General features: G+C 34.2%; 16 protein-coding genes. 9 read left to right on the top strand and 7 right to left on the bottom strand.

From position 1 onward, the window contains the following. Window positions 1-11: 11 nt before the first annotated feature. Window positions 12-1562, bottom strand: coding sequence for an FMN-binding glutamate synthase family protein (locus tag J8H85_RS01900; protein ID WP_209652122.1), 1551 nt, complete (start codon window positions 1560-1562; stop codon window positions 12-14). Between the two features lie 148 nt (window positions 1563-1710). On the opposite strand from J8H85_RS01900, the gene J8H85_RS01895 reads away from it, so the two are divergent. Beyond that, the gene (locus J8H85_RS01895) at window positions 1711-4044 is read left to right on the top strand and encodes an ATP-dependent helicase (RefSeq protein WP_209652119.1); all 2334 of its coding nucleotides are present in this window, start codon (window positions 1711-1713) and stop codon (window positions 4042-4044) included. 277 nt (window positions 4045-4321) lie between these two features. After that, window positions 4322-4981 carry a hypothetical protein gene (locus tag J8H85_RS01890; protein ID WP_209652117.1) on the top strand — a complete coding sequence of 220 codons (660 nt, stop codon included), beginning with the start codon at window positions 4322-4324 and terminating at the stop codon, window positions 4979-4981. A gap of 108 nt (window positions 4982-5089) precedes the next feature. On the opposite strand, the gene J8H85_RS01885 is transcribed toward J8H85_RS01890, so the two are convergent. After that, complete coding sequence (locus J8H85_RS01885; protein WP_209652115.1) at window positions 5090-5950, bottom strand: alpha/beta hydrolase; 861 nt, start codon at window positions 5948-5950, stop codon at window positions 5090-5092. Between the two features lie 45 nt (window positions 5951-5995). Here J8H85_RS01885 and J8H85_RS01880 point away from each other — a divergent pair, with 45 nt between their 5' ends. Then, window positions 5996-6616, top strand: a complete 621-nt coding sequence (locus J8H85_RS01880) for an L-threonylcarbamoyladenylate synthase (RefSeq protein WP_209652114.1) — start codon at window positions 5996-5998, stop codon at window positions 6614-6616. A gap of 311 nt (window positions 6617-6927) precedes the next feature. On the opposite strand, the gene J8H85_RS01875 is transcribed toward J8H85_RS01880, so the two are convergent. The 3 genes from J8H85_RS01875 to J8H85_RS01865 all read right to left on the bottom strand — a co-directional run bounded on the left by J8H85_RS01875 (window position 6928) and on the right by J8H85_RS01865 (window position 9339). Continuing rightward, window positions 6928-7764, bottom strand: coding sequence for an OmpA/MotB family protein (locus tag J8H85_RS01875; RefSeq protein ID WP_209652112.1), 837 nt, complete (start codon window positions 7762-7764; stop codon window positions 6928-6930). 97 nt (window positions 7765-7861) lie between these two features. Continuing rightward, on the bottom strand, window positions 7862-8872 hold the full coding sequence (locus J8H85_RS01870; protein ID WP_209652110.1) for a glycosyltransferase family 2 protein: 1011 nt from the start codon (window positions 8870-8872) through the stop codon (window positions 7862-7864). A 23-nt stretch (window positions 8873-8895) separates the two neighbouring features. Further along, complete coding sequence (locus tag J8H85_RS01865; protein ID WP_209652108.1) at window positions 8896-9339, bottom strand: type I restriction enzyme HsdR N-terminal domain-containing protein; 444 nt, start codon at window positions 9337-9339, stop codon at window positions 8896-8898. A 123-nt stretch (window positions 9340-9462) separates the two neighbouring features. Between J8H85_RS01865 and holA the strand changes: the two genes are divergently transcribed. Both holA and J8H85_RS01855 read left to right on the top strand, forming a co-directional pair. Beyond that, entirely contained in the window at window positions 9463-10467 is a 1005-nt protein-coding gene (holA, locus tag J8H85_RS01860; RefSeq protein WP_209652106.1) for a DNA polymerase III subunit delta, read from the top strand. 18 nt (window positions 10468-10485) lie between these two features. After that, window positions 10486-11370, top strand: coding sequence for an SMP-30/gluconolactonase/LRE family protein (locus tag J8H85_RS01855; protein WP_209652104.1), 885 nt, complete (start codon window positions 10486-10488; stop codon window positions 11368-11370). Between the two features lie 425 nt (window positions 11371-11795). On the opposite strand, the gene J8H85_RS01850 is transcribed toward J8H85_RS01855, so the two are convergent. Next, window positions 11796-12014 carry a hypothetical protein gene (locus J8H85_RS01850; protein WP_209652102.1) on the bottom strand — a complete coding sequence of 73 codons (219 nt, stop codon included), beginning with the start codon at window positions 12012-12014 and terminating at the stop codon, window positions 11796-11798. Between the two features lie 73 nt (window positions 12015-12087). After that, the gene (locus J8H85_RS01845) at window positions 12088-13581 is read right to left on the bottom strand and encodes a YfcC family protein (protein WP_209652100.1); all 1494 of its coding nucleotides are present in this window, start codon (window positions 13579-13581) and stop codon (window positions 12088-12090) included. Window positions 13582-13644: 63 nt separating this feature from the next. Here J8H85_RS01845 and ung point away from each other — a divergent pair, with 63 nt between their 5' ends. From ung to J8H85_RS01825, 4 genes are all read left to right on the top strand, one after another. Continuing rightward, a complete protein-coding gene (gene ung, locus J8H85_RS01840; RefSeq protein ID WP_209652098.1) occupies window positions 13645-14310 on the top strand; it encodes a uracil-DNA glycosylase in 666 nt (221 codons plus the stop codon). A gap of 507 nt (window positions 14311-14817) precedes the next feature. Further along, the gene (locus tag J8H85_RS01835; RefSeq protein WP_209652096.1) at window positions 14818-15657 is read left to right on the top strand and encodes a 1,4-dihydroxy-2-naphthoyl-CoA synthase; all 840 of its coding nucleotides are present in this window, start codon (window positions 14818-14820) and stop codon (window positions 15655-15657) included. 1 nt (window position 15658) lies between these two features. Next, complete coding sequence (menA, locus tag J8H85_RS01830; protein WP_209652093.1) at window positions 15659-16561, top strand: 1,4-dihydroxy-2-naphthoate octaprenyltransferase; 903 nt, start codon at window positions 15659-15661, stop codon at window positions 16559-16561. A 44-nt stretch (window positions 16562-16605) separates the two neighbouring features. After that, window positions 16606-17283 carry a metal-dependent hydrolase gene (locus J8H85_RS01825; RefSeq protein WP_209652092.1) on the top strand — a complete coding sequence of 226 codons (678 nt, stop codon included), beginning with the start codon at window positions 16606-16608 and terminating at the stop codon, window positions 17281-17283. Window positions 17284-17349 lie beyond the last annotated feature (66 nt).

Raw genomic sequence — 17349 nt, 5'->3', positions numbered from 1 at the left:
TAGGTGTTTTTTTAACTAGTTTTCCCGCCCAAATATAAACAATCTTTTAAATCTTGCATGGAAGTAAATGGCACAGGTGTTTTTTCATACATATAGGTTTTATTTAGCTCTTTTGAAAGGTTGTGGTCATCTACATTAATTTCAACATCACTCATTGTAAACTGGCAAGGATGCTCGTACCCAGTGGCATGCGTAATTTCAATCAATTCTTTTCTAAAGGTTTTAAAATATTGTGCTAATCGCTGCGATTTTAAAGTAGGATCAATCCCATTTTGTAACCATTTATTTTGAGTAGCTACACCACTAGGGCAACGGTTTGTATGGCATATTTGCGCTTGAATACAGCCAATACTCATCATGGCTTCACGAGCCACATTAATACAATCTGCTCCCATGGCAAATGCCATAGCCGCTTTAGCTGGAAACCCCAGTTTGCCACTGCCTATAAATACAATACGTTCACTCAAACCTTTATTTTGAAACAATCTATACAAATCACTGAAACCGTATACCCAAGGTAACGAAACATGGTCTGCAAAACTAGGCGGTGCTGCACCAGTGCCACCTTCACCACCATCAACGGTAATAAAATCAGGGCCTTTGCCGGTTTCAGCCATTATATCTGCCAGTTCTTCCCATTGATCTAATTTTCCAATGGCAGCTTTAATTCCAACGGGAAGTCCGGTTGCTTCCGCAATTTTTTCAATAAAATCTACCATTTCAGTAACATTTGAAAACGCTTTATGGTTTGGAGGCGATAACACATCTTTACCAATTTCCACGCCTCTAATAAAGGCAAGTTCTTCGGTTATTTTTGCACCAGGAAGCACACCTCCTTTACCAGGTTTTGCGCCTTGTGATAGTTTTATTTCGATAGCTTTTATAAATGGATTCGTTTCAACCAGTGTTACCAATTTTTCCATTGAAAAACCACCATCAGCAGCACGAACTCCAAAATAACCCGTTCCAAAATGAAAAATAACATCGCCACCATGAGAATGATATGGCGATAATCCTCCTTCACCTGTGTTATGATACGCACCAGCAATTTTTACTCCTTTATTTAAAGATTCTATCGCTTTCGCGGAAAGTGAGCCAAAACTCATAGCCGATACATTTATAATTGAAGCTGGCCTATAAGGTTTTCTTCGTTTATGAAAAGCGCCCATAACTTTAGCACATGGTAAAAATGTTTTATCAATAGAATTGGGGTGGTTTTCACTAATTTGATAAGGCATCATCGCATTATTTATAAAAATATGATGGTGTGCATAAATATCCCTATCTGTGCCAAAGCCTTCGTAATTGTTTTCTTTCTTTGCAGAAGCGTAAATCCAACCGCGTTCTATTCGGTTAAAAGGGAGTTCTTCTCTGTTGTTTGCAACAAAATATTGTCTTAATTCAGGCCCAAATTTTTCCAGAATATATCGCAAGTGGCCTACAATAGGGAAGTTATGACTTATTGTATGCGCTTTTTGGATAAAAACATCTCGTATGGCAACCAATACCAAAGCAATTAATATCCAGCCCCACCAGGCAATACTTGATAAAAATGAAAACATAGTATTATAAAAAAATTATTAAAGTATAAATATATCTAAAAATTAACTAGAGTGAAATTATATATGAATTGTTTATAATTATTAATAAATCGGTTTAATTAAAAGCGTAACAATGGTTAATTTCACGTCGTAAAACTTTTATGCAATTTTGGAAAAATATTTAAGTCAATTAAACGAAGCGCAATTAGAGCCTACCATACAAAAAGATGGGCCCATGATTATAATTGCCGGTGCAGGATCGGGTAAAACACGTGTGCTTACCTATAGAATTGCTTATTTAATGAGCGAGGGTATCGACCCATTTAATATTTTATCACTAACCTTTACCAATAAGGCGGCACGTGAAATGAAAGAGCGTATTGCCACTATTGTAGGAACAAGTGAAGCGAAAAATTTATGGATGGGAACCTTTCATTCGGTTTTTGCTAAAATTTTACGTATTGAAGCCGATAAGTTAGGGTACCCAAGTAATTTCACCATTTACGACACACAGGATTCTGATAGATTAATTTCGTCTATCATCAAAGAAATGAATCTTGATAAAGATATTTATAAATATAAGCAAGTTCGTTCCAGAATTTCATCGTATAAAAACAGCTTGATTACGGTGCGTGCTTATTTCCAAAATCCAGAACTTATTGAAGCCGATACCATGGCGAGACGTCCGCGTTTGGGCGATATCTACAAAGAGTATGTTGAGCGTTGTTTTAAAGCAGGGGCTATGGATTTTGATGATCTACTATTGAAAACCAATGAGTTACTAACGCGTTTTCCGGAGGTGTTAATGAAATACCAAAACCGCTTTAAATACATTTTGGTTGATGAGTATCAGGATACCAACCATTCGCAGTATTTAATTGTAAGGGCTTTAGCTGATAAATTTCAAAATATTTGTGTGGTGGGTGATGATGCGCAAAGTATATATGCCTTCCGTGGTGCGAATATTAGTAATATTTTGAATTTTCAGAAAGATTATGATGATGTAAAAGAGTTTCGATTGGAGCAAAATTACCGTTCTACCAAAAATATTGTAAATGCTGCCAATTCCATCATAGAAAAAAATCAAACCAAATTAGATAAGGTAGTTTGGACAGCGAATGATGAAGGTGAAAAAATAGTGGTAAACCGTTCATTAACCGATGGTGATGAAGGACGTTTTGTAGCAAGTACCATTTGGGAAAACAAAATACAACATCATGTGCCCAATAGCGATTTTGCTGTTTTATATAGAACCAATGCCCAGTCGCGTGCTATTGAAGATGCGTTGAGAAAACGTGATATTCCATACCGAATTTATGGAGGCCTGTCATTCTACCAACGAAAAGAAATTAAAGACGTTTTATCGTACTTACGATTGATTATAAATCCTGCCGACGAAGAAGCCTTAAAGCGTGTGATTAATTTTCCACCTAGGGGTATTGGCGGAACAACCATAGATAAACTAGTGGTAGCGGCAAACGGTTACAAACGGTCTATTTTTGAGGTAATGAAAAACATCGATAAGACCGATATAAAAGTGAATTCTGGTACTAAAGGAAAGCTTCTAGATTTTGTTACCATGATTGAAAGTTACCAGGTAATGAATCAAACGGCAGATGTTTTTGAATTAGCCGAACACGTTACCCGAACCAGTGGTTTAATAAGCGAGTTTAAAAAAGATGGTACGCCAGAAGGTGTCACCAGAATGGAAAACATAGAGGAGCTTTTAAACGGTATGAAAGATTTTGTGGAAGGACAAAAAGAATTGGCCGATACCACAGGGAATTTAGCTGAGTTTTTAGAAGATGTCGCTTTAGCTACCGATTTAGATGCTGATAAAGGCGATACAGACCACGTAGCATTAATGACCATACATTTGGCCAAAGGTTTGGAGTTTCCATATGTGTTTATAGTGGGCTTGGAAGAAGATTTATTCCCAAGTGCCATGAGTATGGGCACACGCAGTGAATTGGAAGAAGAACGCCGTTTATTTTATGTAGCCTTAACACGTGCCGAAAAACAAGCGTATTTAACCTATGCACTCTCGCGCTACCGTTGGGGTAAATTGGTAGATTCTGAACCAAGCCGTTTTATTGAAGAAATAGATGAACAATATTTGGATATTACCACACCCATTGAAGAGCGTCGTTTTAACCCCATGCTTGATGCTGATATTTTTGGAGATGTTGAACCAAACAAAATAAGGTTTAAACCTGCAAAACAAGCCGTATTGAAAAAAGGCAGTTCAACAAAACAAGAGCCTGTAAGAAACCAAGTAACCACACCAAAAAATTTAAAACCCGTTGCAGCTACTGATAGTAATACCAATTTATTTGACAGTAAATTAGCAGTTGGAAACCTTGTTAAGCACATGCGTTTTGGTGCTGGTGAAGTTATGAAAATAGAAGGCGCTGGAGCCGATGTTAAAGCTGAAATTAAGTTTCAGCACGGAGGTGTTAAAAAATTATTATTGAGGTTTGCCAAGTTGGAGGTTATAGGTTAATCGTGAAATCACCTCTTTTTTATCAGGTCGAGTGCAGTTGAGACCTAGCTTTGAAGTTATTAAGTTTAAAAAACCTCTCAATTCGCTTTGCTAGCAACCTTCAACCTAAACACGTTTTGGTTTTGGCAATGCTCGAAGAGACAGTAGTATAAGATTGATTTCGGTCAAGCCTATTTATTAGAAAAAAAAAGTCATATTCACACCACAAGTTTTTTCGTGTTTTGGTATCTATATATAAAGTAGAGATACAATTCAATTTAAAAAACTTAAAAATTACATGAAAAAGATTTTGTTATTAGTATTCGTATTGAGTATGAGTTTAGCTTATGCCCAACGAGGTGGAGGCGGTATGGGTGGGCCACAACAAGGTGGCGGTATGGGTCAAAGAGGTGGCGGTATGCAGCAGCAAGAAGAAATGCCAGAATTTAATGCTACACAAGTAGCTGGTATTTTTAAGTATGATGCTGAAGAGGCCATGAAAAAGAGTAAAATTAAAAAGGATAAAAATTTGATTCAAAATGTAAGTCGTGCTATTGGAACTTACAATATTAAAATGGATGAAATTGCATTGCTTAATAAAGATAATTTTGACACATTAAATGTATATGTGAATACGACTCTAAAATCTAAACGAGGGCAGAGGGGTAACCAACAGATGGGAGGAGATAATAATAGCAGAGAACGATATACAGATACAAAGGATGACCCGAAAGCATTAATAAATGCTAAAATTCAACCTGCCAAAGATGCCGTAAAAAAAGCTGAACAAAATTTGAATAAAACTTTAGAAGCCTTGCTTAGTGAAAAACAATATGGCAAATGGTTGAAATATCAAGAAAAAACAAAAGAAGAAAAGCAACCTAAAACTGCATCTAACTCTGGTCAAGGTGAACAAGGTCGTAGTATGGGAGGACCTCCAGGTGGCGGTATGAGATAATTTTATACTATTTAAAGAAGGTTAATAGCGAAAAAGAGCAACTTAGATTTCAATTTAAGTTGCTTTTTTTGTGTTTAAAAACACAATGAATATCATATTGTTAATCAATTAAAGGTGTGTTTGGGTAAATGCTTTTAGTTTTATCCATGTATCCAATAAATCCAATCCAATCCATCCATGCCCTCCATAGGGGTATAAAGTAAATTGATGCGTCACGTTTAAATTTTCCAATTTGTCCCGTAAATTGGTGCCTTGGGTAGTTGGTATTAAAGGATCCTGGGCGCCATAAAATAAAATGGTTGGAGGTGCAGTTGCTGTTACCCGGTGCAACGGACTTACTTCCTCTAAAAAAGAAATTTCGGCATTTACACCGTATAAATCCAACATGGCTTGCAACTCCGCATTGGTATTGTTTAAATAAAGGGGGTCGGTTAAATTTGTAGGTCCTACAATACTGCAAACCATATCTATATTGTTTTGGGTGTCAAAAGCATAACTCCAAAGTAATGCCAAATGGCCACCAGCACTAGTACCTATAAAGCCAAAATTATCTGAAATGGTATACTTGATTTTATTGGTTTTCAGATAGTTTATAATGGTAGTAATATCATCAATTTGCATAGGGTATGGGTTGTTATTGGCATCGGCCAATCGGTAGTTAATATTTACTATAGCTAGGTTTGGTAAATCTTGACGAATTAAATCTTTGATGGGATCCATATCAACTTTATCACCCGAAGACCATCCACCTCCATGAACTAGAATAAGTGTTTTTGTGTTTGCAGTTCTATTTGCCGGTAAGTATAAATCGAAAATTTGATCGGTGTCATTTCCATAGGAAATGTTTAATTCTTGATATGTTTTTGAAGGGTTTAAATCGTTATTTGAGTTGTTTATTGTTTCGTTTTCACAGTTAAAAAAAGAAATTGAAAGAACAAAGCAGAAGAAAAATAGATTAAGATACTTCATAACAAAAATTATATTTACTTTTAACGGTATTACAAGATAATTATTATGGCTGAGTTTGTTAGAATTTATGAAGAAAATCCTAATTCTAAAGAGATTGATAAGGTAGTAGCTGTTTTAAAACGAGGAGGTTTAATTATTTATCCTACCGATACGGTTTATGGTTTGGGCTGCGATATTAATAACTTAAGAGCTTTAGAACGCGTGGCTCAAATAAAAGGTGTGAAGTTGGAAAAAGCTAATTTTTCGTTTGTTTGTCACGATTTGAGCCATTTAAGCGATTATGTAAAACAAATTGATACTTCTACCTTTAAAATATTGAAACGGGCACTTCCTGGGCCCTATACCTTTATTCTTCCGGGTTCCAGCACTTTGCCAAATCCGTTTAAAAAGAAAAAAACGGTTGGTATTCGTATTCCTGCAAACAATATAGCGTTAGAAATTGTAAAGAAACTTGGAAACCCTATTATTTCTACTTCCATACGTGATGAAGATGAGGTTATTGAATATACTACCGACCCCGAACTTATTTTAGAAAAATGGGATAATTTGGTGGATTTGGTTATTGATGGTGGCTATGGTGATAACCATGCTTCTACGGTTATTGATTTATCAGGACATGAACCCGAAGTAGTGAGAGAAGGCAAAGGGGGTTTAGAAATTTTTTAGAGTTATATTTATGGTGATTCCCTGTCACTTCGGATGGGGGCGAAGGTCGCATAATTTTTTAGATTTAACTTCAACATTTTTTATTTGTGTGATGTCTCACTTTGGTTCGGCATGACTTAAAATCGCTTTGTTACTCAACTACATAGGTAGGCTGGGTTAAGGATTGAGGCGGCATCCTTTTTTGAGGCACGAAAAAAAGATATAGCCGAAAGCCTGACCCGATAGGGAAACGCCATTATAACTTTTTAAATAATGAGTATAAAAAAAGCCCAACTTTACAGTTGAGCTTTCTTATTTATTCTAAATTCTAATTATTTTTGAACAGAAAGGTTTTTCATTTCTTTTTCAACCATATCATAGAATTGATCGATTTTAGGAAGTACTACAATTCTAGTACGTCTGTTTTTTGCTCTGTTTTCTGCAGAATTGTTTTCTACTAATGGCACATAATCAGCACGTCCAGCAGCAATTAATTGTGCAGGGTTTACACCAAGTGTTTGTAATACTCTAATGATAGAAGTAGAACGCTTCACACTTAAATCCCAGTTATCAATTAATACACCACCATTGTAAGGTACGTTATCAGTATGACCTTCAACCATACATTCGAAATCTGGTTTGCTGTTTACTACTTTTGCAACTTTAGCAAGTACTTCTTTAGCTTTTGAAGTTACATTGTAGCTACCGCTTTGGAATAATAATTTATCGGCAATAGAAATAAATACTACACCTTTTTCAACATTGATTTCGATGTCTGGATCGTTGATACCTACTTCACGTTTTAAGCTAGTTACTACAGCAAGTGTAATACTGTCTTTTTTAGTTAATGCATCTTGAAGACGTGTAATTTTCATGTCTTTTTCTTTGATGCTTTCCAAAGTTTTCTCGATGTTACTAGCTCCTTTTGAAGATAGTATTTGTAAGTTGTCGTTACTTTTTCTTAAATCGGAAACTTGCTCTTCTAATGCTTTTGCTCTTGCAGTAGCAGAAGCTCTATCTTCTAAACATGTGTTTAATTTAACGGTTGCAGAGTTTAATAAATCTTGAGATTCTTTGTATTTAGTTTCAAGATCTGTAAATTGCTTTTTAGAAACACATGAGCTTAATACAAGCATTGCAGATACACTTAATAAAAAAATTTTCTTCATAATTATTTAAGGGATTAATATTTCTTGTTTGTTTGTGCAAAAATATGTAAAAAACGATTGTTTGCAGGATTTTAACAAAATTTTTGCAAACAACTTGTTAACTTTTATAAAACACATTGTTTTTAATGAAATAATCGACAACAATGGATGCTTTTTTGTAGTACTTTATTTTGTTTTTTGTTGATTTTCGCTGTGTTAAAAGTTGCTTTAAATGGCCATAAAAACTAATATGTGCTTTCAAAATGGCTAAAATATGTTTTGGCTTCATTTCTAGCAAAAATTTAATTCCTGCAACACCATCTAAAATTAGCCGTATTAGGATAATAAAAAAGATGTTTCCTTGGGCGTTTTTTGTTACTGCAAACAAACTATTCCTAAAATTAAGGAAGGTTTTTTTAGGGTTTGTATTGCTTAATGTGGCGCCTCCCACATGGTAAATGGTAGATTGACCAACATATTTAACAGCGTAACCTTTGTTTTTTGCGCGCCAACATAAATCTATTTCTTCCATATGGGCAAAAAAAGCTTCGTCCAACCCATTCAGTTCGTTAAACACATGTTTTCTAATAAATAAACAAGCACCCGATGCCCAAAAAATTTCTGAGGTATCGTTGTACTGTCCGTTATCTTTTTCAATGGTGTTAAAAATACGTCCTCTACAATATGGGTAACCGTATTTATCTATAAAACCACCTGCAGCTCCAGCATATTCAAAATAATCTCGTTTATTAAAATCTAATAATTTTGGTTGAATAATGGCGCTGTTAAATTCGTTATTAAAGGTTTCAATAATAGGAGTTAACCAGTTTTTGGTAACTTCAACATCGCTATTAAGAAGGCAGAAAACATCGGCTTCAACCTGTTTTAAAGCATCGTTGTAACCTTTTGCATAACCACCGTTTTCTGTGTTTTGAATAATTTTTACTAAGGGAAATGCTGTTTTTACAAAATTTACGGAATCATCGGTTGAAGCATTATCGGCTACGTAAACCGTAGCTTCTTTTGAATGTTCTATAACCGATGGTAAAAATTGTTCTAATAATTTTTTGCCATTCCAGTTAAGGACAACAATTGCAATTTTTAATTTTTGTTCAATTTCATTCCCCATTGTTAATTTTTAATTGTCCATTTTTAATTGTAATTCGGGATATCTTTTAAAAAAGAATAACGCTCGTTTTCAAAATCCATTTGGCAATAATAATGGTTTATGCCGTTAGTAACCATTAAAAAAGTAGCTTGTAAAGATAAATTGTAGCGTGCAATTTGGTCAAAAGTATCTTGGTTAATGGTGATGTTTGGCGCTTTGCATTCTACTATTAGGTGTATGCTGCCATTGGGATTAAAAACTACAATGTCGTACCGCTTTTTTAAATTGTTGATAGAGAGTTCTTTTTCAACATTAATCAATGATTTCGGATATTTTTTTTCAATCATCAAATACTGAACACAATGTTGGCGCACCCATTCTTCGGGTTGTAAAATCACAAATTTTTTACGGATGTCATCAAAAATAGAAATTTTATTTTCGCTATTTTTGAATCGAAATGAAAACTTAGGAAAATTGAGTTTTTGCAATGCGTTGTAATTAATTTTTCAAAGTTAAGATTCAAAAATTAAAACTCACAATATTCAAATGCCAAATACCAATTATTTTTAAGATTGGAATTTGGTGCTTGTCTTTTTGAAAATTTGAAGAATTTGGACGAAGTAAAACAATTAGTAACCGATATAAAAAACGGAAAGTTGAAACCCATTTATTTTTTAATGGGCGAAGAACCTTATTATATAGATAAAATATCCGATTTTATTGAGGATACTGTTTTAAGTGAAGAAGAACGTGGTTTTAACCAAATGGTACTTTATGGGCGTGATGTAACGGTTGAAGACGTGGTAAGTAATGCCAAACGCTACCCGATGATGGCAGAATACCAAGTTATTATTGTGAAGGAAGCCCAAGATTTATCGCGTACCATAGAAAAGTTGGTAGATTATGCAAAACAACCGCAACTATCTACCATACTGGTTTTAAACTATAAATATAAAACCATTGATAAACGTAAAGCGCTTTATAAAACGCTACAAAAAAGTGCTGTGGTTTACGAAAGTAAAAAGTTATATGAAAACCAAGTAGCGGATTGGATTCGACGGGTTTTATCCACAAAAAATTATACGATTGCCCCAAAAGCAGCGCAAATGTTGGTGGAGTTTTTAGGAACCGATTTAAGTAAAATAAGTAATGAATTAGATAAGCTTCAAATTATCCTGCCTAAAGGAACTCAAATTACGCCAGAACATATTGAGGAAAATATAGGCATTAGTAAAGACTTCAATAATTTTGAGTTACGCCATGCCATTGGCGAACGGAATGCGCTTAAAGCCTATAGAATTGTAAATTATTTTGCCGAAAACCCCAAAGATAACCCCATGGTGGTTACGGTTTCTTTACTGTTCAGCTTTTTTTCACAGTTACTGCATTTTCATGGGTTGAATGATAAATCACCTCGAAATGTGGCTTCGGCATTAAAAGTGAATCCTTATTTTGTTAACGATTATGTAACGGCTGCAAGAAATTATCCGATGCGAAAAGTAAGTGAAGTGGTTTCAACCCTTCGGGAATTTGATGTAAAGAGCAAAGGTGTAGGTTCCAATGCAGTTCCACAAGGTGATTTACTAAAAGAGTTACTGGTAAAAATATTATCTTAGTCATTAAAATTATATATTATGAAGGCATCTCCATTTTTATTCCTATTAAGTATTACGGTTTTAGTTTCTTGTAAACAATATAAAAAAGAAACAGCATCACAAAAACCCATAAAAACTGAGGTGGTTTTAACCAAACTATGGGAAAGCGATACGTTGTTAAAAACTTGCGAAGCGGTTAGATACGATTTAAAGAGGGATGTTATTTATGTGTCAAACATGGGTAATGTGCCTACCGATGCCAAGGATGGAGACGGAACCATTTCCGTTATTAGCTCAGAAGGAAAAACACTTACCCAATATTGGGTTACAAATATGCATGCGCCAAAAGGAGCTAATTATTATAATGATAAACTTTATGTGGCAGATATTGATGCCATGATTAAAATTGATATGACATCGGGCGCTGTAGAGAAAACCATTGCAGTTGAAAATGCTGTTTTTTTAAATGATGTAGATATAGATTCGAATGGCGATGTGTATATTACAGATTCTAGAGATAGTAAAATTTACAAACTAGTTAATGATGAAGTGTCTATATGGTTAGACTTGGAAGGGTTTAATCCTAATGGCATATTGGTTGAAAAAGACCGTATACTTATTGTCTCGTTTAGTAAGGGTGATTTTGTAGCTATTGATAAGAAAACAAAGGCGCAAACACTTGTAGCTACCGGTATCTTAAAAGGAGATGGTATTGTGCCTATAAAACAGGGCTATTTAATTTCTTCATGGACAGGAGAAGTGTTTTTTGTGGATAAAAATTTCCCTGGTGATGCCGCCACCAAAATATTGGATACTCAAGAAGAAAAACTTAATGCTGCCGATATTGGGATCATTCCAAATAAAAACATCCTATTGATACCTACTTTTTTTGGAAATAAAGTGGTGGCTTATAAAATTAATTAAAAACGGCTTCGGCAATAAGTAGTTACGTGGTTTAGCGGTTAACTTTGCATGTATTAGATAAACTAAAAATTCTCGTAGATTTTCAGAAGTATGCTAGAACAAGCCGTTACTTACAGCTATTTAATGTCTTTTTTTAGCTTTTCAGGATTTTGTCTACTATCAAAAATTGTAATGATTTCAATTTCCTCCTTATCAAAGTTTATTCTATAATAAAGCGTTGTTTGTTTTGTTACTACGCATTTATAAAGGTTTTTAAATCCAGATGATTTTGGACAACTTTCTGGTTGGATTGATATTTACTCAATCTTTTCAGTAAGTTTAGAAATAAATTTATCTCTTGTTTTTGAATTCCATTTTTCTAATATGTAATCAGAGAGTTTTAGAAGTTTTGTTTCTGCGAGTTCTGATAAGAATACTTTCATTTACTATGAAATTTTCTTTAAAAAAGATTCATAAGAAACTCTTTTGCCATTATCAAGGTCTTGAATTCCTTTTTTAATTTCTTCTTGTTCAGACAAACTTAATTCATTCCAAAAGTCTTTTTTCTCTTTTTTTACGAAATCAGCTACACGTTGGATAAATTCAGTGTTTTCATTTTCCAATATGATTTTTAGTAATTCCAGTTTTGTAGCTTGAATGTCCATCTTATAATCTTTTAAACAAATTTACGAAAAAAATATTTCAAAATTTTATGTCAGATTAAGTATAAAGCCCAACTTATAAGTAAACCGTAATTGTTAGCACCAGCATCGTAAAAACGGTTAAGATAATAACCAACGGCATCACGAATTTCAACCATTTATCATAGCCCACTTTCACAATAGCTAACGACGCTAAGATAAGTCCCGTTGGGTTTATAAATGCAAATAATCCCATGCCGTATTGATAGGTGTTCACAATCAGTTCCCTTCCAATGCCAACACCATCGGCCAAAGGTGACATGATGGGCATGGTTAAAACCGCCATACCAGAAGATGATGGTATAAAAAACGACAAGCCACCATAAATGTAAAGCATGGCGTTAATGAAAACACCTTTATGCATACCGTTGGTTGCGTTGCTTGCATAATATAATAAGGTATCGCTTATTTGACCATCTTCCATTAATACGGTAATACCTCTTGCAATACCTATAATAAGGGCAACACCAAGTAAATCACTGGCGCCTTTTACAAAAGTATCAACAAAAGTATACTCGTCAATTTTGGCTAAAAACCCAATAATAATGGCCCCAACAAAGAAAACAACAGTCATTTCCAAAAACCACCATTCACGTTGCGATACGCCATAAATCATCACAATAAAACACATGGCGAATATAAAAAGGATGAGTTTTAAGCGAATAGATAATTTAATTGTTGAGTTTGTTGTGTTTCCAAACATGGTTTCAATGGCTTCTTTTTGACTGTAAATAACAGATTTAGAAGGGTCATTTTTTACGCGTTTTGCATACCTTAGTGTGTAAAGGGTGCAAATAAGCGTTCCTAAAATAAGCATGATAAAGCGTCCTGTTAAACCAGTAGTCCAATTAATACCAGCGGCATCCGAAGCTATAATGGCACTAAACGGATTGGTTGTTGAACACATAGTGCCAATAGACGAGCCTAAATAAATACAGGCCAATGCCACCATGGCATCATATTTTGCAGCTAAAAAAATAGGGATTAAAATAGGGTAAAAGGCAATGGTTTCTTCTGCAAGTCCAAAAGTAGTGCCGCCAATGGCTATAAGTAAGGTTACCAATATAATTAACAAAAATTCTTTTCCCTTTAAGGTATGTGCTAACCAAGATATGCCTGCATCAAAAGCACCTGTATGGTTCATTATTCCAATTAAACCACCAATGAATAAAACCAGAAAAATAATGTCGGCAGCCTCAATAATGCCCTTTATGGGCGATTGAATGAAAGCCACGAAACCCTGTGGTTTTGCTTCAACTTTTTGGTAGGTATTCGGTATTCCTATGGGTTTCCAAATATCACCATTCGTGAATTTTTCTATAGGGATATTGATATTTAACGCATCTAATGTTTCTTGGGATGCCGCTAAGGTTTCGGTTTTATTTAAACTTGTTTTAGTAAATGTATTTTCGGCTTTGTTATATGTTAAAGAATCAAATTTTCCAGAAGGAATCATCCAAGTTAAAATAGCAACGATGCCAGCAATAATAATAAGTATGGTTTGAGCGGTTGGGAATTTTATTTTTTTCAATCGTAAATTGTTTTAATAAGACTAAAGATAGTATTATTTTAGTTCGATTTTAGATATATGCTTATGAATGTTGATATACACGAAAGTTGGAAACCTTATTTAGAAACAGAATTTGAAAAACTCTATTTTAAGGATTTAGTAGGCTTTGTTAAAGCTGAATATAGAAATCATACCTGTTTCCCTCCAGGAAATCAAATTTTTAATGCATTCAACCATTGCCATTTTGATGATGTAAAAGTTGTTATTATAGGTCAAGACCCTTATCACGATGTTGGTCAAGCCAATGGCTTATGCTTTTCGGTAAATGAAGGTTTAAAACACCCCCCTTCATTAATCAATATTTTTAAAGAAATTGAAACAGACTTAGGAATACCATACCCAAAAAGCGGAAATTTAATGCGTTGGGCAGATCAAGGCGTCCTTTTATTAAATGCCACACTTACAGTTAGGGCGCACCAAGCGGGAAGCCACCAAAATAAAGGGTGGGAGCTGTTTACGGACTCGGTAATAAAAACGATTAGTGAGAAAAAAGAAAGTGTAGTTTTTTTACTTTGGGGAGGTTATGCAAAGAAAAAGCAAAAACTAATTGATACTAAAAAGCACCAAGTATTAACGTCAGGACACCCATCTCCATTAAGTGCTAATAGAGGTTATTGGTTTGGAAACAAACACTTTAGTAAAGCTAACTTCCTGTTGGAGCAAGCGTTACAGATTCCTGTTCGGTGGTAGTCTCCTTTTGAAGGACTACTGGCATTTTTTTAACTTTTGTTTGTTTTTCAATTTTATTGCTACTTAATTTTAACAATAAAAAATTAAAAGCTACTAAGGCAAAAATTAGAATAGTAATCTTAACTAACATAGGCTCTGGGGTTATTTCATCGACAATATACATAAAAATAAGCTGAATCGTATTTTTTAATTGGATGAAAATTAATTTAACACAAAAATATTAAAAAAAAGACTACAAACAAATATGTGTTTCTACTTATTGGAATATCTCAAAAAAACTAGTGAAGTTTTGTGTATTTAATTATTATTTAAGGCTTTTTTTGGTTTAAATTTAACTGTTGCCAACAATAAATAATTTTTAATTTAAATATATATAGATGGAGTATTTAATAACGAAAAGAATAATTGTATGTACATATTAAATAACAGATAAAAAACAATAAATATAAGCACACGAAACAGGTATTTTAATGAAATAAAAATTATTTTTGAGCAAAATAATAAGAAATGGAGCAAATTAATTGGGAAACTGTTAAGGAGTATGAAGACATTACCTATAAAAAATGTAATGGAGTAGCTCGAATCGCTTTTAACAGGCCAAATGTGCGTAATGCTTTTAGACCAAAAACAACTAGTGAATTATATGATGCATTTTATAATGCGAATGAAGACGTAAATATAGGAGTAGTATTGTTATCGGCCGAAGGACCATCAACTAAAGATGGTATTTGGAGTTTTTGTTCTGGTGGCGACCAAAAAGCTAGGGGAAAACAAGGTTATGTGGGTGAAGATGGTTATCACCGTTTGAATATACTAGAAGTACAACGCTTAATTCGTTTTATGCCTAAAGCAGTTATTGCTGTTGTTCCTGGATGGGCAGTTGGTGGTGGACATAGCTTACATGTGGTTTGCGATTTAACACTAGCCAGTAAGGAACACGCTATTTTTAAACAAACGGACGCCGATGTTACCAGTTTTGATGGTGGGTATGGGTCAGCCTATTTAGCTAAAATGGTAGGGCAGAAAAAGGCACGTGAAATATTTTTCTTAGGAAGAAATTATTCAGCCCAAGAAGCGTTTGAAATGGGCATGGTAAATGCAGTTATTCCGCATAATGAATTGGAATCCACGGCCTATGAATGGGCACAGGAAATACTGGCAAAATCGCCAACTTCAATAAAAATGTTGAAATTCGCCATGAATTTAACAGATGATGGTATGGTAGGGCAACAAGTATTTGCAGGTGAAGCTACCCGTTTAGCTTATATGACTGAAGAAGCGGTTGAAGGTAGAAATGCTTTCTTAGAAAAACGCAAGCCTAATTTTGTAAAAAAATGGATTCCATAGTATGAATAAAATTTCTATTTGGATTTCAACCATGCGTTTACGAACGCTCCCTTTATCTATTTCAGGTATTATTTTAGCGTCTTGTTTTGCTGCATATAATGGCTGTTTCGATGGGTTAATTTTTGCTTTGGCTATTTTAACAACTCTAAGTTTTCAAATTTTATCAAACTTAGCGAACGATTATGGCGATGGCATAAAAGGCACCGATAATATTGATCGTGTAGGTCCAGACCGTGCCATTCAAACAGGAAAAATTTCTCCCGAAGACATGTTTAATGCCATAAAAATAAATGTGTTAATCTCCATTGGTTTAGCGTTTTTTCTAATTTTTACGGCGTTTGGAGTTAAAAATTTTTTACTAACGCTTATTTTCTTTTTACTTGGCATTGCATCGGTTGCCGCAGCCATTCGATATACCGTAGGTAATGATGCTTATGGTTATAAAGGCTTAGGCGATGTGTATGTGTTTGTGTTTTTTGGACTAGTAAGCGTTATAGGTTGCTATGTATTATATGCAAAAAAGATAGATCATGTTGTGTTTTTACCCGCAATTACTATTGGTTTATTAAGCGCAGCAGTTTTAAACCTGAATAATATGCGTGATATAGAATCGGATAAAAAATCGAATAAATTAACTTTAGCTGTTAAAATAGGTATAGAAAATGCTAAAAAATATCACGTAACAATTATTGTTTTAGCCATTGTCTTATCTGGTTTGTTTGGGTTGTTGTATTTCACATCCATCCTTAATTTAGTCTATTTTGTGGCTTATATTCCTTTAATCATTCATATTAAAAAAGTTTTAAAAAATAAGGATTCAAAATTATTGGATCCTGAATTAAAAAAAGTAGCCTTAACAACAGTGCTTTTATCGGTATTAATGGGGATAGGGCATTTGTTGTGAAATTTTTGTATTTTACTTACTTGATAAAATAAATTTAAAAACGGATGAAAATTACATTTTACGGTCACGCTAGTTTAGGGATACAAGTTAATGATGTAAATATTCTTGTAGACCCATTTATTTCGGCAAACCCAAAGGCAGCGCATATAAATATCGATACGCTTAAAGCCGATTATATTTTACTTACCCACGCGCATCAAGACCATATTGTAGATGTGGAAGCCATTGCAAAACGCACCAATGCCATTGTGGTGTCTAATTTTGAAATTGTATCGCATTTTGAAGCCTTGGGTATTGAAGGCCACCCTATGAACCATGGAGGTAGTTGGGATTTTGAATTTGGAACTGTTAAGTACGTGAACGCTATTCATACTTCGTCGTTTCCCGATGGAACATATGGCGGACAACCAGGTGGTTTTGTAATTGAAGGTGAACACAAAAACATTTACATAGCAGGAGATACTGCCTTGACCTTCGATATGAAGCTCATCCCTATGAAAACCAAGTTAGATTTAGCCATTTTACCAATTGGTGATAATTTTACCATGGGCATTGATGATGCTATTATAGCGAGTGATTTTGTACAATGCGATAAAGTATTAGGCTATCATTTTGATACCTTTGGTTACATTGAAATAGACCACGAAGAAGCCAAACGTAAATTCTTTGATAAAGGGAAAGATTTAATGTTGTTGGAAATTGGTGAAAGTATTGAATTGTAATTATCAATTTTCAATTACGAATTACGAATTACGAATTATCAATTACGAATTACGAGGTAACATTGT

The organism is Mariniflexile gromovii (assembly GCF_017814435.1).
In the GTDB taxonomy this organism is placed as follows: domain Bacteria; phylum Bacteroidota; class Bacteroidia; order Flavobacteriales; family Flavobacteriaceae; genus Mariniflexile; species Mariniflexile gromovii.
Note: the sequence above shows the minus strand (reverse complement) of the source record. Positions and strands in the feature narration are given on the sequence as shown.

Excerpts from the sequence above, each read along its gene's own strand:
- J8H85_RS01890 (WP_209652117.1), top strand. The coding sequence starts at position 4,322 with ATGAAAAAGATTTTGTTATTAGTATTCGTATTGAGTATGAGTTTAGCT.
- menA (WP_209652093.1), top strand. The coding sequence starts at position 15,659 with ATGAATAAAATTTCTATTTGGATTTCAACCATGCGTTTACGAACGCTC.
- ung (WP_209652098.1), top strand. The coding sequence starts at position 13,645 with ATGAATGTTGATATACACGAAAGTTGGAAACCTTATTTAGAAACAGAA.
- J8H85_RS01850 (WP_209652102.1), bottom strand. The coding sequence starts at position 12,014 with ATGGACATTCAAGCTACAAAACTGGAATTACTAAAAATCATATTGGAA.
- J8H85_RS01825 (WP_209652092.1), top strand. The coding sequence starts at position 16,606 with ATGAAAATTACATTTTACGGTCACGCTAGTTTAGGGATACAAGTTAAT.
- J8H85_RS01835 (WP_209652096.1), top strand. The coding sequence starts at position 14,818 with ATGGAGCAAATTAATTGGGAAACTGTTAAGGAGTATGAAGACATTACC.
- J8H85_RS01855 (WP_209652104.1), top strand. The coding sequence starts at position 10,486 with ATGAAGGCATCTCCATTTTTATTCCTATTAAGTATTACGGTTTTAGTT.
- J8H85_RS01870 (WP_209652110.1), bottom strand. The coding sequence starts at position 8,872 with ATGGGGAATGAAATTGAACAAAAATTAAAAATTGCAATTGTTGTCCTT.
- J8H85_RS01880 (WP_209652114.1), top strand. The coding sequence starts at position 5,996 with ATGGCTGAGTTTGTTAGAATTTATGAAGAAAATCCTAATTCTAAAGAG.
- J8H85_RS01900 (WP_209652122.1), bottom strand. The coding sequence starts at position 1,562 with ATGTTTTCATTTTTATCAAGTATTGCCTGGTGGGGCTGGATATTAATT.
- J8H85_RS01885 (WP_209652115.1), bottom strand. The coding sequence starts at position 5,950 with ATGAAGTATCTTAATCTATTTTTCTTCTGCTTTGTTCTTTCAATTTCT.
- J8H85_RS01875 (WP_209652112.1), bottom strand. The coding sequence starts at position 7,764 with ATGAAGAAAATTTTTTTATTAAGTGTATCTGCAATGCTTGTATTAAGC.